At 72.2% G+C, this 14,783-nt stretch carries 9 protein-coding genes; 6 read left to right on the forward strand and 3 right to left on the reverse strand.

Features of this window, described 5'->3' with window-relative positions:
• Positions 1-81 precede the first annotated feature (81 nt).
• Complete coding sequence (locus tag ETAA1_RS26205) at positions 82-1,422, forward strand: NupC/NupG family nucleoside CNT transporter (RefSeq protein ID WP_145243551.1); 1,341 nt, start codon at positions 82-84, stop codon at positions 1,420-1,422.
• A gap of 13 nt (positions 1,423-1,435) precedes the next feature.
• Here ETAA1_RS26205 and ETAA1_RS33105 read toward each other — a convergent pair whose 3' ends face one another.
• A complete protein-coding gene (locus tag ETAA1_RS33105; protein ID WP_145243553.1) occupies positions 1,436-2,356 on the reverse strand; it encodes an FKBP-type peptidyl-prolyl cis-trans isomerase in 921 nt (306 codons plus the stop codon).
• Positions 2,357-2,470: 114 nt separating this feature from the next.
• Between ETAA1_RS33105 and trpD the strand changes: the two genes are divergently transcribed.
• The 3 genes from trpD (at position 2,471) to ETAA1_RS26225 (ending at position 7,555) form a co-directional block, all read left to right on the forward strand.
• On the forward strand, positions 2,471-3,496 hold the full coding sequence (gene trpD, locus ETAA1_RS26215) for an anthranilate phosphoribosyltransferase (protein ID WP_145243555.1): 1,026 nt from the start codon (positions 2,471-2,473) through the stop codon (positions 3,494-3,496).
• 44 nt (positions 3,497-3,540) lie between these two features.
• Entirely contained in the window at positions 3,541-4,467 is a 927-nt protein-coding gene (locus tag ETAA1_RS26220; RefSeq protein WP_145243557.1) for a nucleoside hydrolase, read from the forward strand.
• Between the two features lie 79 nt (positions 4,468-4,546).
• Positions 4,547-7,555, forward strand: coding sequence for a protein kinase domain-containing protein (locus ETAA1_RS26225; RefSeq protein ID WP_202920419.1), 3,009 nt, complete (start codon positions 4,547-4,549; stop codon positions 7,553-7,555).
• 3 nt (positions 7,556-7,558) lie between these two features.
• Here ETAA1_RS26225 and ETAA1_RS26230 read toward each other — a convergent pair whose 3' ends face one another.
• Positions 7,559-8,857 (reverse strand): NHL repeat-containing protein, encoded by a 1,299-nt coding sequence (locus tag ETAA1_RS26230; protein WP_145243562.1) that lies wholly within the window; start codon positions 8,855-8,857, stop codon positions 7,559-7,561.
• A gap of 255 nt (positions 8,858-9,112) precedes the next feature.
• Positions 9,113-12,289 (reverse strand): type 1 glutamine amidotransferase family protein, encoded by a 3,177-nt coding sequence (locus tag ETAA1_RS26235; protein WP_145243564.1) that lies wholly within the window; start codon positions 12,287-12,289, stop codon positions 9,113-9,115.
• Positions 12,290-12,444: 155 nt separating this feature from the next.
• On the opposite strand from ETAA1_RS26235, the gene ETAA1_RS26240 reads away from it, so the two are divergent.
• Positions 12,445-13,476 (forward strand): aldo/keto reductase, encoded by a 1,032-nt coding sequence (locus ETAA1_RS26240; protein ID WP_145243566.1) that lies wholly within the window; start codon positions 12,445-12,447, stop codon positions 13,474-13,476.
• A 54-nt stretch (positions 13,477-13,530) separates the two neighbouring features.
• Positions 13,531-14,631 (forward strand): hypothetical protein, encoded by a 1,101-nt coding sequence (locus ETAA1_RS26245; RefSeq protein ID WP_145243568.1) that lies wholly within the window; start codon positions 13,531-13,533, stop codon positions 14,629-14,631.
• Positions 14,632-14,783: the final 152 nt, after the last annotated feature.

A 14,783-nucleotide genomic window follows, 5' to 3' on the forward strand; every position in this document is an offset into this window, starting at 1 on the left:
GGCGGCCCACCCACGCGGGCCGCCCGCCATATACCAACCCCACCTCTCCCGCGTTCCCGACTCGCGCCCACGGACCACCCGATGCCCCCGCCCACCCCGCTCGCCTGGCGCGTCGCGCTCGGCGCCGGCGTCGCCGCCCTCGCCGCGGTCGCCTACACGTCGGCCGACGCCCTCCCGCCGCAGGCCCGGTCGGCGCTCGGCGTTGCCGCCTTCCTCGGGACGGTGTTCCTGCTGTCGGCCAACATCCGGGCGGTGAACCCGCGCGTCGTCCTCGCCGGGTTCGCCCTGCAACTCACCCTCGCCGCCCTCATCATCCACGCCGAGCCGGTCCGCGCCGCGTTCGACGGGGCCGGCCGGGTCGTCACCCTGTTCGTCGGGTTCAGCAAGGCCGGGGCCGGCCTGCTGTTCGGCCCGCTGGCCAGCGGCGAGGCGATGGGCAAGTCCTTCGGCCCGTCCGCCGGCGTGCCGTTCGCCATCATCCTGACCACCACCGTCATCTTCGTGTCCACCGTGTTCACGGTGCTGTACCACCTGCGGGTGCTGCAACTGGTGGTGTGGGTGTTCGCCCGCCTGATGGTGCTGGTGATGGGGCCGAAGGGCGTCAGCGGGGCCGAGAGCCTGTCGGCAGCAGCTAACGTGTTCATGGGGCAGACCGAGGCCCCGCTGATCGTCAAGCCGTACCTCGGGCGGATGACCAACTCGGAACTGCTGGCCATCATGATCGGCGGCATGGCCACGGTCGCCGGCGGGGTGATGGCGATCTACATCGAGATGGGCGCCGACGCCCGGGCCATCCTGGCGACGAGCGTGATGGCCGCCCCGTGCGGGCTGTACGTGGCGAAGATTCTCCTGCCGGAAACGGGCGAGCCCGTCACCCGCGGCACGGTGCGGGTGGCCGACGAGAAGGCCCACGCCAACGTGATGGACGCGGCCACGGCCGGCGCGTCCGAGGGGATGAAGCTGGCGCTGAACATCATCGCCATGATCATCGCGTTCCTGGCGGTGATCGCGGCGGTGAACTACGGGCTGAAGCAGATTCACCCGGCGTGGTCGCTGGAGGCGGCGTTCGCGCAGCTGTTCGCCCCGGTGGCGGCGCTGATGGGCGTGACCCCGGCCGACGTGCCGAAGGTGGCCGAGCTGCTCGGCGTGAAGCTGGTCGCCAACGAGTTCCTGGCGTTCGACCTGATGACCCGGAACTTCGGGGAGGGGTCGGCGAACCCGATGGACAAGCGGTCGTTCGTCCTGGCGACGTACGCGCTCACCGGGTTCGCCAACATCGGCTCGATCGGCATTCAGCTCGGCGGGATCGGGGCGCTGGCCGAGGAGCGGCGCGGCGATCTGGCCCGCCTCGGACTGCGGGCGCTCGCCGGCGGGTTCCTGGCGACGCTCATCAACGCGTCCGTCGCCGGGCTGCTGATGTAGCCGCCGGCGGCGGCTACGGGAGGCCGACCAGTTCGACCTCGAACACCAGGGTGCTGTTCGGCGGGATGCCGGGCTTGTTCTGCGACCCGTAGGCCAGATCCGGCGGGATGACCAGCTTCCGCACGCCGCCGACCTTCATTCCCGGGATGCCGCGCTGCCACCCGGCCACGACCTCGTTGAGGGAGAAGTCGATCGGGGCGCCGCGGGCCACGCTCGAGTCGAACACCTTGCCGCTGGTCAGCCAGCCGGTGTAGTGGGCGAGCACGGTGGCGCCCGGCCGGCACTCGGCGCCGCTGCCGACCTTCAGGTCGCGGACCTTCAGCCCGCCCCCAATGTCCTTCAGGGCGGTGTCCTCGGCCCCGGGGGCGGTGCCGTCCGACAGCTTTTCCGGACCCGCACGGCCGCCGCCGTCCTCGCCGCCCTTGCCGGCGTCGTCCGGCGGGGCGAACGCGAGCAGCTCGACCTCGAAGATCAGCACGGCATTCTTGGTCACCTTGCTCCCGGGCGGCGGGTTGGCGCCGTACGCCATCTCCGGGGCGATCACCAGCTTCCGGACGCCGCCCTTGCGCATCCCGGGGATCCCCTTCTGCCACCCGGCCACGACGCGGTTCAGGTCGAACTCGGCCGGCTTGCCGCGGTCCTTGCTGGAGTCGAACACGGTGCCGTCGACGAGCCAGCCGGTGTAGTGGGCCTTCACCTTCGCCCCGGGCGGGCACAGGTCGCCGGTGCCGGTCTTCAGATCCCGCACCTGCACGCCGGTGGCGATTTCCTTGAGGTTCGGGTCCGGCGCGGTCACGTCGGAGCCGTCGGACATGGTCGTGCTGCTGCCGAACGCGACCACCCCGACGACGACGGCCGCGACCAGCCCGACGCCGATGAGCGGCACGACGTAGGGCGGCCACGGCTTGCCGGGGGCGGGGGCGGGGGCGGACATCGGCGGCTCTCCTTCGGCGGGTGCGGGGTGTTGTACGGAGGGGGTGCCGACGGGCGAGACGGTGCCGCCGCCGCCCCGGCGGGCTAAAGCAACAGCAGCCCCCGGAGCCCGCCCGTGGACCTGCCGCCGCCGCCCTGGTTCGCCGAGCTGTTCCCGCAGCTGCTGGCCGGCCGCGCCCTCCCCGGCGGCCGCGTCACCGAGGCCGTCCGCGACCTCGTCGCCGGCCGCGTCGACGACGCCCGCGCCGCCGCCTTCCTGACGGCCCTGCGGATGAAGGGCGAGGCGGCTACCGAAATCGCGGCCGCGGCACTCGTTCTGCGGGAGCAGATGGTGCGGCTGGTGCCGGTCAGCGGCCACGTCCTCGACACCTGCGGCACCGGCGGCGACGACAGCGGCTCGTTCAACATCAGCACCGCGGCGGCGCTGGTGGCGTGTGCCGCGGGCGTGCCGGTGGTGAAGCACGGCAACCGCGCCGTGTCCAGCCGCTCCGGCAGCGCCGACGTTCTCCGCGAACTCGGCGTGCCGGTCGAGGCCGGGGCCGACTGGGCGCAGAAGTGCCTGGACCGCATCGGCTTCGCGTTCTGCTACGCCCCGCACTTCCACCGCGGCATGGCGCACGTGTCGGCCCTGCGGCGGAAGCTCGGCGTGCGGACGCTGTTCAACCTGCTCGGCCCGCTCGCCAACCCGGCCGACGCCCCGTACCAGCTGCTCGGCGTCGGCAAGCCGGAGCTGCTTGACCCGCTCGCCGGCGCCATCGCCGAGCTCGGCACCCGGCAGGCCGTGCTGGTGTGCAGCCGCGACGGGCTGGACGAAGTCAGCCTCGCGGCGCCGACGATGGTGCGGGTGGTGCGCGGCAAGGAGTACGAGGCGCGCGAGTGGGAGCCGGCCGAGTTCGGCCTCGGCGCGGTGCCCTTGAGCGCGATCGTGGCCGACGGCCCGGCCGAGAGTGCGGCGGCGATTCGCCGGGTGCTCGCCGACGAGGACATTCCCGCGCGGCGGATCGTGCTGGCGAACGCGGCCGCGGCGCTGTGGGCGGCGGAGGCCGTGCCGACGCTCCGGGCCGGCGTCGAGAAGGCCGAGGCGGCGCTGGCCGCCGGCACCCCGCGGGCGCTGCTGGAGCAACTGACGCGGCCCAACTGACCCGCCGCTCGCGGCGGTGCGACCTCGCCCGGGAGGAGCCTCCTGTGCCCCGCAAGATCGTCATCGTCGCCGACCCCGGCATCGACACCGCGTTCGCGGTCGCACTCGCCCTCGCCGACCCGACGCTCGAAGTCGTCGGCCTCCTCCCCACCGCCGGCAACGTCTCGGCCGAGCAGGCCACGGCCAACGTCCACACGCTGGTCGACGTGCTCGACCCGCCGAAGTGGCCGAAGCTGGCCGCGGCGCTGCCGGCGAAGTACGACCTGGACGGCCTCGCCCTCCACGGCCCCGGCGGGCTCGGCGGCGTCAGCTTCCCCACCGCGACGCGACACGCCCTGCACCCGGCCGACAAGGTGCTCGTGGAGCTGGCCCACGAGCACCCGCGCGAGGTCACGCTGATCTGCCTCGGGCCGCTCACCACCCTCGCCGCCGCCCTCGACCGCGACCCCACGCTGCCGGCGGTGCTGGCGGAAACGGTCATCGTCGGCGGGGCGTGGAAGGTGCCGGGGAACGCCGGGCCGGGGTCCGAGTTCCACTTCGCGCTCGACCCGGACGCCGCCCGCCGGGTGCTGCACGCCGAGCTGAACCCGCTGCTGCTGCCGCTCGACGCCACGCGGAAGCTGGTGTTCTCGCCGTCGGACCTGCTCGACCTGCCGAACCCGGACTCGCGGACGTGCCAGTTCCTGCGGCAGATCGTCCCGTACGGCATCCGGGCGAGCTCGGCCCTGTACGGCATCGAGGGCTACCACCTGAAGGACGTGCTGGGCGTGGCGGTGGTGGCCCTGCCCGGGGTGGTGACGGCCGACGCCCGGCACGCCGACGTGGAGGCCCGCGGCGACCTGACCCGCGGCATGCTGGTGGTGGACGTGCGGCCGAAGCCCGCCGGACCGCCGACCGCCCGGGTCGCCACCGACGTGTCGGTCGGCGAGGTGCGGCAGTACATCGAGCGGACGCTGAAGGCGGCGCCGTGATTCTGCCGGAATGCGGTACAATCTTTCTCGGACCGCGGCGAACCACCCCGGACGCCTCTCTCCGCGCGGAGTCGGCCCGATGTACGTCCTGATGCAGTGCGTCGCCGAGGCGGTGGTGGCGAAGGGAGTGCGCGGGCTGGCCGAACTCGTCCCCGGCGGCGGCTTCGTCTACGACATCGCCAACGAGGCCCACCGCCGCCTCCGCGACCGCAAGCGGTCCGACCAAATACGAGAGGAAGTGGTCGCCATCGCCGCCGCGGGCGTGGAGGAGGTGCGCAAGGTCGCCGAGCAGGTCGTGCAGGAAGTGGCCAAGAACGCGACCCCGGCCGACAAGGCGGCGCTGGAGCTGTACCTGACCCAGGTCCCCGGCGCCGTCCGCGCCTCGTTCCGCCGGGCCGAAGACCCCTCCGGCCGGTCCGTGCCCGACCAGTTCGCCCTGAACGACGGCGCCGACCTGGCCCGCCGGCTGCCGTCGAAACTGCCGAAGTTCCGCCCCGGCGACCCGCTCCCCGGCCGGCCCGGGTGGGTCGTCGGCGAGCTCCTCGGCAGCGGCGGCTTCGGCGAGGTGTGGCTGGCGCGCAACCCCTCGCTGGCGGCGCTCAAGGGGGCCGTCAAGTTCGGCACCGACCCGCAGGCCCGCGAGCGGCTGCTCCGCCACGAGGGCGGGCTCGTCAGCCGGGTCATGGAGGAGGGCCGCCACCCCAACATCGTGCCGCTCCTCGACGCCTACCTCGAAGGCGACGCCCCGTGGCTGATGTACGAGTACGTCAGCGGCGGCGAGCTCGGCTCGCTCATCGGCGCCTGGCAGACCTCGACACCAGCCGATCGCGCGTCGAAAACCGTGGCCGCGCTGCGGACGCTCGCCGCGGCCGTCGGCCACTTCCACCAGCTGCGGCCGCCGCTCGTCCACCGCGACCTGAAGCCGGCGAACATCCTCGTCCGCGGCACCGCGGCGAGCCCGCAGCTGCTCGTCGCCGACTTCGGCATCGGCGGCGTCGCCGCGGACGCGGCCCTCGCCGCGGAGGCGACGCGCCGGTCGAGCGGGTACCTCGGGTCGCAGCTGTGGGGCTCGCACACGCCGCTGTACGCCAGCCCGCAGCAGCAGCGCGGCGAGAAGCCCGACCCGCGCGACGACGTTCACGCGCTGGGCGTCATCGGCTACCAGATGCTGACCGGCAAGCTCGACACCGCCCCCGGCGCCGACTTCGCCCGCACGCTGAAGCGGCTGAACGTGCCCGAGCCGCTGATCGAGCTTCTCGGCGACTGCGCCGCCCACGACCCCGAGCACCGGCCGAAGGACGCGGCCGAGCTCGCCGTCCGGCTGGCGAAGCTGGACGCGCCCGGCGCCGCGGCGCCGCCCGTCGAGGGGCCGCAGATCGTGGCGTGCCCGACGTGCGGCGTGTCGCTGCGGTTCCGGGCCGGGGCCACGGCGCTGCGCTGCACCCGCTGCGGCACCGTGTTCAACCCGTCGGCCACGGCCGCGCCGCCGAAGGTGGCCGTCGTCGAGGCGGTAGTCGCGTCGCCGGCCCCGCCGCCGCCCCCGGCGACGAAGCGGCCGGTAGTCACCGTCCGCCGCGACCCCGACGCCGACCGCCCGCGCCGCCGCGACGACGACCGCGACCGTGACCGCGACCGCCGCCCCGAGCGGGAGGAGCGCGACGGCCCGAGCGTGAAGGCGTGGCTGATCGCCGGCGGCGGCGTGGTGGCGTCGCTCCTCATCATCCTGGTGGTCGTGCTCGCCACCGGCCGCGACCGCACCACGGCTCAGAACACCCCGCCCGACCAGACCCCGACGCCGACGCCGACGCCGACCCCCACGCCGACGCCGAACTCGACGCCGACCCCGCGGCCGGCGCCGTTCGTGCCCAACTTGACCCCGCCGGTCGTGCCGATCATCTCGGACCCGACGCCGCGGCCGACGAAGAACCGGAAGGGGATGGAAGACCAGTTCCTGGCCCCCCCCGTGGTGCAGACGGTGGCCCAAATCCGCACGTTCCAGAGCCCCACGCTGGCGAAGCAGTTCGCCGAGATCGGCTACGCCGCCGACGGCCAGTTGCTCATGGGCGTGACTGCCGAGGGCGACGTGACCCTCGTGTCGGCCGTGAACGGCGCCGAGCGGATGAGCTTCTCCACGGGCGTGAAGGGCTTCCGCCCGCTGGTCTTCCCCGACGGCGGCACGATGGTAACGGCGATGGACGGCAAGAAGGACCTGTTCGTGGTCACCATCGGCGCGGCAGTCCCGAAGAGCGGGTGGCCGAAGATGCCCGGGTTCACGGACGTGCCGACGGCGGTGGCGCTGAGCAAGAACGGCGAGTGGGTCGCGGCCGGCGGCGACGAGGGGGCCGTGTCGGCGTGGCGCAAGGGGAGCAACGGCCTGCCGGTCCGCTTTATCGGCCCGGGGAAGGGGCAGCGGACGTTCGCCGGCCGGGTCGACGCGGTCACCTTCTCCGACCACATCTTCCCGGAGCTACTGGCCGCGAGCGGGAACACCGTCCGCGAGTGGCAGAGCTTCGGCGACTGGAAGACCAACCGGACGCTGATGGCCGAGGGGCCGATCCTGGCGTTCCCCTCGCAGCTAAAGCACCGGCGCGTGGCGGCGGTCGTCGCCAACCGCGGCGTCACGGTCTGGGAGGGAGAGACCGGCGGCGTCGGCGCGTCGCCGCTGGAGGGGCCGATCCGCGAGTACACGAAGGCGGCGGTCGGGGCGAGCGCCTTCGAGTCGCGGTACGCGGCGCTCGGGGCCGACGGCAAGTTCGGCTTCTGGGACGGCCAGCGGGCCACCAAGCTGGAGCCGGAGGAGAACCAGCCGCCGGCGGCCGACCTGGACTTCGGCAAGGACGGCAACGTCCTCGCCGTCGGCCACCTGGACGGCTCGGTAACCCTGTGGCACCCCGGCGACCGGTTCGGCCGCACGCCGCCGAAGCAGGCCGTGAAGATCACCGACCACGGCGGGCCGGTCGTGGCCACGTCGTGGAGCCCCGACGGCAAGGACCTGGCGACCGTGGACCGCACCGGCCGCGTGCGGGTGTGGGGCGGCATGAAGCTCGACCCGCCCGGCGCCACGCCGTACGTGATGAAGGCGCCGTGACGCTCACCGCCGGTAGTCGCGCACGTCGATCTTCAGCAGCGTGAACGGGTAAATCACCGTGGCGTACAGGGTCCCGTCGCGGGCCATGTACAGCGCCATGTGCGCGTGCAGCGGCGTGTACGTCCCGTCCGGCAGCTTGTGGAACCCGTGGCTCCACGGCTTCGCCTTGCCGTCCGGCCCGGGGCGAAAGTCGAACCAGTCCGGGTTCCGCACCGTCAGCACGCCGTGGTCCTTCGGCGCCTTCGTCGCCGGGTCGTAGCTCACCAGGTGGTGCAGGTAGCCGGTGCCGTAGCCGGTCGTGTTGTCCACGCGGATCAGCGCGTACACCTTGCCGTCGTGCCCCACGATCAGCGACCCGCGGCTGTCGAAGCCCTTCCCCTTGAGGAGCGGCCCGAGGTCGGCCACCGGCGTCTTTGCCCCCTCCGCGGCGAGGTCGAGGCGGAACAGGGTGGAGTCCGACATGCGGATGAGGTAAGCCGCCTTGCCGTCGGCGGTGGACGCCCAGCAGACCGGGCCGAGCTTGTCGGCCGCGGTGCCGACCGGCTTCCCGTCCGACGCCAGCTCGCGCACCTCCAGCTTGTTCGCGGCCGGGTCGAAGCGGGCGAGGCGGAAGTCCTTCGTCAGCACGACGGCGCGGCCCTTGTGATCCAGCAGGGTCTGGGCGTAAGGCGTGAGGCGCAGGCTCGGGTCGGGCTCGCGGAACGTCTTCGTCTTCAGGTCTTCGATCACCCAGTGGTGGTCCTCGCACGTCACCACGTAGGCCAGCCCGCGGGCCTCGTCGGCGGTCACGTCGTTGACACCCTCGCCCTTGTACGGCATGCCCAGGTTCGTCGCCTTGCCGGTTTTCGGGTCGAAGCTGATGACGAACCCGCCGGGGTAGTCGGCGGTGTCGGCCGGCCCGCGGCGGTAGCCCTGCTTGCTGCCGACGTAGATGACGCCGGACGGCGACACGTAGTTGCGGGTGTGGATCTTCGACTGCATGGCGAAGCTCGGCCGGTCGGCCGGGGGCGTCGCCACGCCGAGGGTGTTGTTCACGTCCACGACGATGCGCTGGCGGTTCGTCTTCGGGTCGAACTCGATGAGGTAGGCGTTGAGGCCGTAGGCGGCGGTGCCGATGTAGACCTTGCCGTCCTTCCCTTCGCACAGCGAGAAGTAGCCGGACTCGTCGGTGTGGGTGCCGGGGAGGACGTGGTACGCGGTGCAGGGCAGGTACGCGAACGGCGGCGCCGGCGGCTGCGCGGTGCCGGCGGCCGCCGGCACCGCGGCGGTGGCGAGCAGCGCGAGGAGGTAGGGGAGTTTCATGGTGCCGTCCGCGAGTTAAAGGAAAGTTGGTGTCTTGGTTCTCAGGCCGAAGGCCTGGCAGCCCTCAGCCCAGGGCAAGGGAGCGTAGCGACCGCCGCCCTGGGACGGGGTATCCAACCACCCAGCAGGCTGAAGGCCTGCCAGCCGGCTGGCAGGCCTTCAGCCTGCAACGTCATTCGCACCCCGTACCCAGGGCGTTGCCCTGGGCTGAGGGCTGCCAGGCCTTCGGCCTGAAAACCACGCGGCGGATACTCATCAGCGGTCGATCAGAAGCATGTCGGCGGCGTCGAGCGGTAGCGCGATCACCACGTCGTTGTTGCGCATCTCGAACTTCAGTTCCCCGCGCTGGACGCTCCGCACGGCGACGGGCCGCGGCGTGTCGCGGATCGTCACCGTCACCGACTTCTGCGGCGTTGGCGTCCAGTTCACGAGCGTCACGGCCATCTTCGTCGGCGAGTCGATCACGGTCGTCTCGACCAGTGGCGCGGACACGACCACGGGGCGAAGCACCTCCCGCTCGCCCCGCATGCCGTCGAGCAGCAGTTGATCCCGGAGGCCGGCGTCCATCACGGTCGGGAGGTGGTGGGAGAAGCCGTCCGCCGACGCCCCGCGGTCCACCGGCCTCAGCGGCAACCCACTTTTGAGGTACGCCTGTCCCGGGAGGAACCCGCACAAGAACGCCCCGCCCTTCCCGTGGGCCTTGCCGACGACCGCCGGCGAGCCGTCGCGGAAGGTGCCGAGCGCTTCCCCGCCCGGGACACCGGGGAGCAGGGTGAGCGGTTGCTTCCAGGCGATCACCGGCACGTCCTTGATTTTGAGCCAGCTCGCCGCGTCGAACGGCTCGTACCGCGGCAGGTCGTGCTTGGCGAAGAACGGCGTGTTCTCCTTTCGCAGGTAGCGCGACACCAGCTGCGGGTCGGCGTCGATCTTCGCGCCGGTGGCGCCGTAGAGCCGGGCCGCGGCGGGGTTCTCGCGCTGGAACTCGTCCTTCATCCCGCCGCCGCACAGCGCCGCAACAGTACCGCCCGCCTCGCACCACTTCTGGAGGGCGTCGATGCAGCGCGAGTGGAGGTACTGCTGCGTCACGTAGATGAGCTGGTAATTCCTCGCACGCCCTTCGATGATGTCGTCCTCGGTCACGAAGTCGACCGGGATGTTGGCGTGGCGCAGGGCGTAGTAGATCGCCTTCCGCTCGTTGTTGTGCAGGGCCAGGCTGAAGTTGTTCACGCCGGTGATGAGGTCGTCCACGCTGGACAGCAGGAGCCCGACCTTCGCCGGGCGGACCTTGCCGTCCATCACGTAGTCCTCGAACGTGCCGGCGTCGTGGGTGCAGGCGTGAATCTGCTTCCACATCGGCAGGTCGTAGGAATCGACGTAGTTCTCCGTGGACCCCACCGCCGACGGGCTGGCGCAGAAGTAGTTCACCATCTTCGCCCCGTGCCCGACCGCGGTGTAGAAGCTGCGGCGGAACTCGCCCGGCACCTGGCCCGGCGAGTGCGGCATCACGTACATGTGGATCGGCAGGTCGTCGTACTTCGCCCCGCAGCGGAGGGCGCTGGTCAGGTAGCCGACCACCTGCGGGCTGAACTCGGCGATCTGCCAGGCGTAGTCCTCCGCCCACGGCATGCTCATCGCCTTCAGCTTGAACGTGCGGACGTAGTCGATCTCGGTGACCAGGAAGTTGGCGTGCGGCGAGTAGTTGGCGCCGGTCAGCACGCCCTTCGACTTCAGGTACGCGGTGCCGGCGGCGTACATCGCGCCGCCCTTCTCACGGGCGGCCAGCTGCGAGTAGTAGTACAGCGGGTGCACCTTCTCCCCCGGCACGAACTTCACGGCGCCGTTGTACTTCACGCCGCGGGCGGTCAGCCACTGGCCGAACTCGGCGTCCGTCAGCGGCAGCGGCGGCAGGTGGATCTCGTCGCCGTAGCTGACGATCTTCACGTCCGAGAGGCCGCCCTTGCGCGCCGCTTCCTGCTTCTTTAGCGCTTCCACCTTCGGGTCGGTCCAGTGGGCGACGAGCGCCCGCGGCTGGCCGCCGTGGTTCACGGCCGTGTTGTCGCCGAGCGCGGTCGCCAGATGCTTCGCCTCGGGGAAGGCGTCGAGCGCGCCGCTGAAGCCGAGCAGGTTGTAGACGAGGAACCGCTTCGGCACCGAGCCGCGCTTCGGGAACTTCGCCACCTCGGCGTTGAGCCAGTCGAGCACCTCCTTCTGCGTGCGGATGGCCGCCGGCCAGTAGCGCTCGGCGCGGATGTGCGTGAGTTCCGCGTTCGGGTTCACGACACCCGGGATGTCGAAGCACGCCGGCGACAGGTTCGCGGTCTTGCCCTTGACTGTCACGTCCTTCACGACCTTGAACGTGCCCTTGTCGGGCACCGCGAACTCGACGCGGAGATACACCTCGCCCGGCGCCTTGCCCAGGTACTTCGCCTGCGGGAACCATTGCGAGTCGCTCAGCGCGTCGAGGCACGGCCCGAGCGGCACCCAGCCGCTGCGCTCGCCGGGCTTCAGGTACTCGCCGTCGGGGATGATCGCCGTGGGGGGCAGCAGCGGGGCCAAGTCGGCGGCCTTCACCGCCTCCGAGCGCGGGCCGTGGATGGCGTACTTCGCCGGCGTGGTGGCGCGGCCCGACTTCAGGACGTGCGTGGTCGGCCAGTCGCGGACGTGGACGTAGTACGGCGAGTGCTGCCCCTGGTCGAACGGCGCGACGACCGGCACCACCGGGGCGGCTGCGTCGGCGGGGTTCGTGAAGCGGACGAACACGTCGCCGTCCTGCACGAGCCAGCCGTCGTATTCGAGGTAGCGGGCCTTCTTCTGCGCCTCCATGCCGGCGCGGTCGTTGGTGAGGCACAACACGTCGACGTGCCGCTTCGCCGCGTTCGCCCGCGGCTTGCCGTTCTCGGCCTGTTCGGACGCGATGAGGCGGAGCGTGGCCGGGCCGGCGTCGAGCCTCACGGCGCCTGGGTGCTGCCAGACGATGTTGTCGGTGCCGCTCCAGGTGTAGCGCTCGAACGGCACGCGCTTGTGGTCGTTGAACGCCCAGATACGCGGGTCGGTGAGCCGGCCGCACGGGAAGCGGCCGACGACCTTGCCGGCCTGCTCTACCTCCACCGCGAACTCGACGCTGAAGTCCAGCGGTTGCTCGTAGCGCGCCAGCAACTCGAAGCTGTCGGCGTAGGGCACGTTCACCACCTGCTCGGCGACGGCCTCGGTGCCGGCGGGGAGTTGCTCGGGGGCGCCGAGGCACGCCATCCGCGACAGGAAGGTGACGGCGAACGTGCCGGCGAAGTAGTTCTCGCGGTACGGCACGACCTTCCACCCGGGCGACTTCGGGGTGAAGTCTTCCGCCTCGGCGATGAGGCGGACGGGCGTGCGGTCCTGGGCCGGGGCGGGGCCGGCGAGCGCGACGACGGCGAGGAGTGCGAGGCGCTTCATGGGTGCGTCCGGACGGGGCGCGGGCGGGTGTGGCATCGTAACCCGCCGCGCGGGCGGCTGCCACAATCAACCGCGGACGAGAGAATCGGCGCGTGCCACGGCGCGGCGGTTGCGGTATTCTGGCCGCTGTCCGCCCTCCCCCACCGGAGCCCGTCATGGCCGACCTCCCCGCCGACGAAACGCGCCGCGACTTCCTCCAGGCCGGCGTCGCCGCCACCGCCGCTGCCGCGGCCCTCGCCGCCGACGCGGCCGGTCAGCCCGCCACCGCCACCGGCCTGCCCACCCGGCCGCTCGGCCGCACCGGCGTCAACGTGTCGATCCTCGCCCTCGGGGGTTGGCACGTCGGCGACGTGAAGGACCAGAACGAGGCCATCCGCATCATGCACACGGCCCTCGGCGAGGGGCTGACGTTCTTCGACAACTGCTGGGACTACCACGACGGCGGCGCCGAGGAGATCATGGGTCGCGCGCTGGCCGCCGACGGCGGCAAGTGGCGGAAGGCGTGCTTCCTGATGACCAAGGTGTGCGCCCGCGACGCCCGCGCCGTGCGGTCGCAGGTGGAAGACAGCCTCCGCCGGTTGCGCACCGAGACGATCGACCTGATGCAGATGCACGAGATCAATTTTGACAACGACCCCGAGTGGGTCGTCGAGCAGGGCGGGCTGGAAGAGCTGCTGAAGATTCAGAAGGAGGGGAAGGTGCGGTTCGTCGGCTTCACCGGCCACAAGAGCCCGCACATCCACCTGAAGATGATGCCGGTCCACACTTGGCAGACGGTGCAGATGCCGATCAACGTGTGCGACCAGTTCTACCGCAGCTTCGCCAAGGACGTGATCCCCGCGGCGACAAAGATCGGCGCCGGCGTGATCGGCATGAAGAGTCTGGGCGGCGGCAGCAAGGAGGGCGGCGGCGGCAAGATCGTCAAGGACAAGGTGGCCACGGTCGAGGAGTGCATCCGCTTCGCGCTGTCGCAGCCGATCGCGTCGCTGGTGACGGGCATCGACTCGATGGAGGTGCTGCGGCAGAACCTGCGGATCGCGCGCGAGTACCGGCCGTTCGAGCCGGCCGAGTTGACGGCGCTCCTGGCGAAGGTGCGGCCGCAGGCCGGCGACGGGCGGCACGAGCGGTTCAAGAGCACCATCGACTTCGAGGGGCCGTACCACCGCCGGCAGCACGGGTTCGCGTGAGCCGCACCGCGGGCACCGGGCGTACACTGGGGGGTGTCCTCCGGAGGCTCCCCGGTGCCGCGGATTTCCTGCCCGTTCTGCAACGCCTCGTTCGAGCCGCCGCCCGAGGGCCGCGTCGGCTGCCCGCGCTGCGGCGAAACCGTCCCCGTCCGCGGCCGCGAAACCGCCCCCGCCCATCCCGCTCCCGCGCCCGAACCGCCACCGCGGAGCTGGAATCTGCCGGTCGCGCTCGGGCTGGCGATCCTCCTCGGCCTCGGCTTCGTGTACTGGGTGCTGAACACGCCTTTCCCCCAGCCCGCCGACCCGCCGCCCCCGCCGCCGCCGATCGGCACGCCCGTGCCGCCGGCGCTGCTCCGCGGCCTCGACTACCTGCCGGCCGACGCCAACGTCGTGCTCGCGGTGCAGGTGTCGCCGGTCGTCGAGCACGCCAAGCGGACCGGGCAGAGCCCGTTCGACGTGCTCACGAAGGCCGGCGTCCCCGCGGCCGCGCTCGCGGCGCTCGGCCAGGGCGGGGTGGCGCTGCCGAACATCGATCACGTCGCCGCCGGCGCCAACGTTCCCGACGCCGACCTGTCCGACCTGCGGCTCGCCGTCGCGCTCGTGCTGCGGAGCCCGGTGCCGGACGAGGCGAAGTTCCTCGACGCGCTGAAGGCGAAGCGCCCCGCGACCGGCAGCCCGCCGCACTACGTCGCCGAGTTCGGCGCCCTCCCGCTGAAGCTCACGAAGGCCGCCGACACCGTGTGGCTGTTCGGCTGGTCGGAGCGCGACCTCACGCCCGGCGGCCTGTCGCCCCGCATGCGTGCGTCGCTCACGGAAGCGATCCCCGCCGACGCCGCGGCGTGGCTGCTGACCGATTCCGCCGACTGGGCGAACAAGAAGTCCGTGGGCCTGCTGCTGACGCTCGGCGGCAAGGCGGACTGGCAGAAGGGGCTGGCGAAGGTGCGGGCCGTCGCCGCCGGCCTGACCGTCACGGCCGACCCGACCGTCCGCCTCCTGGCCCAACCGGCGACACCTGCGGCGCGCGACGACCTCGCGGCCGCCTTCCGCCGCCGGGCCGGCACGACCAGCGAAACCGGCGAGTGGCTGTACCTCGACGCCCCCGCCGACGGGGCCGGCGGCCTCGGCGCCGTCCGGGATTTACTGGCCCCGCGCTGAAGTGAAGTCGTTCCCGTTCCGCCCGTCGCGCCCGTCCTCCGGGTGCTGACGCCGCCCCCCTCCCGGCCCGCGGCACTTCGCCGCGCAATTCGTCCCGCGCCGCCGGCCGGCCGGTCGATCCCACTCCGGCACTCGTGCCGTCACGGACGGTC

It is taken from the genome of Urbifossiella limnaea, assembly GCF_007747215.1.
In the GTDB taxonomy this organism is placed as follows: Bacteria; Planctomycetota; Planctomycetia; order Gemmatales; family Gemmataceae; genus Urbifossiella; species Urbifossiella limnaea.

Excerpts from the sequence above, each read along its gene's own strand:
- ETAA1_RS33105 (WP_145243553.1), bottom strand. The coding sequence starts at position 2,356 with ATGTCCGCCCCCGCCCCCGCCCCCGGCAAGCCGTGGCCGCCCTACGTC.
- ETAA1_RS26230 (WP_145243562.1), bottom strand. The coding sequence starts at position 8,857 with ATGAAACTCCCCTACCTCCTCGCGCTGCTCGCCACCGCCGCGGTGCCG.
- ETAA1_RS26235 (WP_145243564.1), bottom strand. The coding sequence starts at position 12,289 with ATGAAGCGCCTCGCACTCCTCGCCGTCGTCGCGCTCGCCGGCCCCGCC.
- ETAA1_RS26205 (WP_145243551.1), top strand. The coding sequence starts at position 82 with ATGCCCCCGCCCACCCCGCTCGCCTGGCGCGTCGCGCTCGGCGCCGGC.
- ETAA1_RS26225 (WP_202920419.1), top strand. The coding sequence starts at position 4,547 with ATGTACGTCCTGATGCAGTGCGTCGCCGAGGCGGTGGTGGCGAAGGGA.
- ETAA1_RS26240 (WP_145243566.1), top strand. The coding sequence starts at position 12,445 with ATGGCCGACCTCCCCGCCGACGAAACGCGCCGCGACTTCCTCCAGGCC.